2 protein-coding genes and 2 pseudogenes are annotated in these 3,165 nt (G+C 72.2%); 2 read left to right on the forward strand and 2 right to left on the reverse strand.

Going from position 1 to position 3,165, the window contains the following annotated elements:
- Both Y694_RS20745 and Y694_RS20750 read right to left on the reverse strand, forming a co-directional pair.
- The coding region (locus Y694_RS20745) for a sigma-70 family RNA polymerase sigma factor (RefSeq protein ID WP_155935885.1) at positions 1 to 358 on the reverse strand (358 nt) is incomplete at its 3' end.
- Positions 359 to 411: 53 nt separating this feature from the next.
- Positions 412 to 1,038 carry a PolC-type DNA polymerase III gene (locus Y694_RS20750; protein WP_036236133.1) on the reverse strand — a complete coding sequence of 209 codons (627 nt, stop codon included), beginning with the start codon at positions 1,036 to 1,038 and terminating at the stop codon, positions 412 to 414.
- 137 nt (positions 1,039 to 1,175) lie between these two features.
- Here Y694_RS20750 and Y694_RS20755 point away from each other — a divergent pair.
- Positions 1,176 to 1,943, forward strand: a pseudogene (locus tag Y694_RS20755) (endonuclease/exonuclease/phosphatase family protein).
- Positions 1,940 to 3,165, forward strand: a pseudogene (gene clsB / locus Y694_RS20760) (cardiolipin synthase ClsB); the annotation flags it as partial. The pseudogenes Y694_RS20755 and clsB, both read left to right, overlap by 4 nt.

Here is a 3,165-nt window from a genome sequence, read left to right on the forward strand (position 1 = left end):
CTTCCATGGCGCGCGGGGGGCGCAGCAGGCGGTGCTCGAGCGCCTGCACCGCGGCGCGGATGGCGCGCTGGTGGGCACGGGCGTCGCGCGACAGGGTGTCGGCGGCGCGCAGGCTGTCGAGCATGGCGCCTTCGATGCGGCGCGAGGCATAGGTGTCGAAGCTGGCGCCGAAGCTTTCCTCGAAGCGAGTGATCGCCTCGTTCAGGCCGATCAGGCCGGCCTGCAGCAGCTCGTCCATCTCCACGTTGGCCGGCAGCCGCGCGCGCATGCGCTTGGCGATGCGGCGCACCAGCGCGCCGTGCTGGTGCAACTGCTCGTTGCGCACGGTGGCCGCGGTGTCGGCGGTGGAGGGAGTCATGGCCGTGTTGTCGGCCACCGCCGCTGGAACTTGAGTCCCCGGCTTGCGGGGACTCACAGGCCGGCCTCGGCCAGGCAGCGCCGCAGGCCGCTGCGCTGCGCCCGCTGCAGGCGGGCCAGCAGCGCATGGCTCACCGCACGCTCGGCCAGCTCGGCGGCAAAGCGGGCGCGCAGGTCGTCCTGCATGCGCAGCAGCAGGTGGGCGGCGGTCTCGGCATCGGCCAGCGCGCGGTGGGCGCGGCCGCCGTCGGGGAGCGCATGCAGCTTCGCGAGCGTGCCCAGCCGGTGGTTCGGCGCTTCGGGGTAGAGGCGGCGCGCCAGCAGCAGCGTGCAGGCGAACGCGTGGGCGGCGTCCTCGTCACAGCCGGCGCGGGCGCGCTCGGCCTGCCAGAAACCGCGGTCGAAGGCCGCGTTGTGCGCCACCAGCGGGCAGCCCGCGGTGAAGTCGAGCACCTCGCGCATCACCCGCTCGGCCGGCGGCGCGCGCTCCAGCATGCGGTTGCTGATGCCGGTGAGCTGCTCGATGAACGGCGGCACCCAGGCGCCGCTGTTCATCAGGCTCTGGTAGCGGCCGACGATCTGCCCGCCGCGCACCAGCACCGCGGCGATCTCGGTGGCGCGCGCGCCCTGGCCGGGCGAGATGCCGGTGGTTTCGAAGTCGATGACGGCGATGGTTTCCATGCGGGGGCAGCCGCGAGTGTCGCCCGAACCGGCCCGGGCCCGCGCCAGCGCCGCCGTCCGTCGGCGGCACGCGCCTTCCTCCTACAGCGCCGGCGCGCGGCGCTCGGTACAAATGGGATCGTCTCCTCTTCCCTGCCATGAGTTCCGCCGACGCCTCGTCTTCCTTCGCCTTCAAGGTGCTGACCGTGAACACCCACAAGGCTTCACCTCGTTCAACCGCAAGTTCATGCTGCATGAGCTGCGCGACGCCGTGCGCACCGTGGGTGCCGACGTGGTGTTCCTGCAGGAAGTGCAGGGCACGCACGAGCGCCACACCGCCCGCCTCGCCAACTGGCCGGCGGTGCCGCACTACGAGTTCCTCGCCGATTCGATCTGCCTCAGTTCGCCTACGGCCGCAACGCGGTCTATCCGCACGGCCACCACGCAACGCGGTGCTGTCCAAGTTCCCGATCCTGCGGCACGAGAACCTCGACGTGTCGATCAGCGGGCCCGAGCGGCGCGGCCTGCTGCACTGCGTGCTGCAGTTGCCCGGCCGCAGCGCCAACGTGCACGCGGTGTGCGTGCACCTGGGCCTGCAGGAGTCGCACCGCAGCCGGCAGCTCGCGCTGCTGTGCGAGCTGGTCGAGCGCGAGGTGCCGGCCGACGCGCCGCTGGTGGTGGCCGGCGACTTCAACGACTGGCGGCGCAGCGCGCACCGCGTGCTGGAGCACCGCGCCGGCCTGCGCGAGGTGTTCCTGCACTCGGGAGGCACTTCCGCCCGCACCTTCCCGGCCCGCTTCCCGATGCTGCAGCTCGACCGCATCTACGTGCGCAACGCCGCGGTGCACGCGCCCATGGTGCTGCCACGCAGGCCGTGGTCGCACCTGTCGGACCATGCGCCGCTGGCCGCGGAGATCTCGCTGTGAGCGCGCCACGCTGGGTCGACGGCAACCGCTTCACGCTGCTGGAGAACGGCGAGGCCTACTTCCCGCGCGTGTTCGAGGCCATCGCCGCGGCGCGCCACGAGGTGTTGCTGGAGACCTTCATCCTGTTCGAGGACAAGGTCGGGCTCGCGCTGCATGCCGCGCTGCTGTCGGCGGCACGCAACGGCGCGAAGGTCGACATCACGATCGACGGCTTCGGCTCGCCCGACCTGTCGCCGGCCTTCATCGGCGCGCTCACCGAGGCCGGCGTGCGCGTGCACGTGTTCGACCCCGGCACGCGGCTGTTCGGCTGGCGCACCAACCTGTTCCGCCGCATGCACCGCAAGATCGTGGTGGTGGACGGCGAGCGCGCCTTCGTCGGCGGCATCAACTATTCGGCCGATCACCTGGCCGACTTCGGGCCCGAGGCCAAGCAGGACTACGCGGTGGAGCTGGAAGGCCCGCTGGTGGCGCACATCCAGCGCTTCGTGCAGCAGGCCATCGTCGAAGGGCGCCCGGGCCGGTCCTCCTCGGAGCGCCGCTGGTTCCGACGTCGCGCACCGCCGTCGGCGCTGCCGCCGCAGGCCGCCGCCGGCGCCGCCAGGCGATGTTCGTCACGCGCGACAACCGCGAGCACCCGCAGGACATCGAGCGCCACTACCGCGCCGTGATCCGCGCCGCGCGCCACCGTCTGGTGATCGCCAATGCCTACTTCTTCCCCGGCTACCGGTTGCTGAGGGAGCTGCGCCGGGCGGCGCGGCGGGGCGTGCAGGTCTCGCTGATCCTGCAGGGCGAGCCCGACATGGCCATCGTCAAGAGCGCCGCGGAGATGCTGTACCACCACCTGCTGCGCGCCGGCGTGCACATCTACGAGTACTGCGAGCGCCCGCTGCACGGCAAGGTGGCGGTGGCCGACGACGAGTGGTCCACCGTGGGCTCCAGCAACCTCGATCCGCTGAGCCTGTCGCTCAACCTCGAGGCCAACGTGATGATCCGCGACCGCGACTTCAACCGCCGGCTGGGCGAGCGGCTCGATCACCTGATGGCCCACTGCTGCAAGCGCATCGAGGCCACCGACCTGCAGGAGTCCAGCCTGTGGCGGCTGGTGCGCAGCTTCTTCGTGTTCCACTTCCTGCGCCGCTACCCGGCGTGGGCCGGCTGGCTGCCGGCGCATGCGCCCCGGCTCAGCTCGGTGTCGCACGCGCCGGCCGCCGGCGCCGAGCGG

Source organism: Methylibium sp. T29-B, from assembly GCF_000576225.1.
In the GTDB taxonomy this organism is placed as follows: domain Bacteria; phylum Pseudomonadota; class Gammaproteobacteria; order Burkholderiales; family Burkholderiaceae_C; genus Methylibium; species Methylibium petroleiphilum.

What these genes read in the sequence shown, in the direction of transcription:
- Y694_RS20750 (WP_036236133.1), bottom strand. Translation starts at nt 1,038, where the DNA reads ATGGAAACCATCGCCGTCATCGACTTCGAAACCACCGGCATCTCGCCC.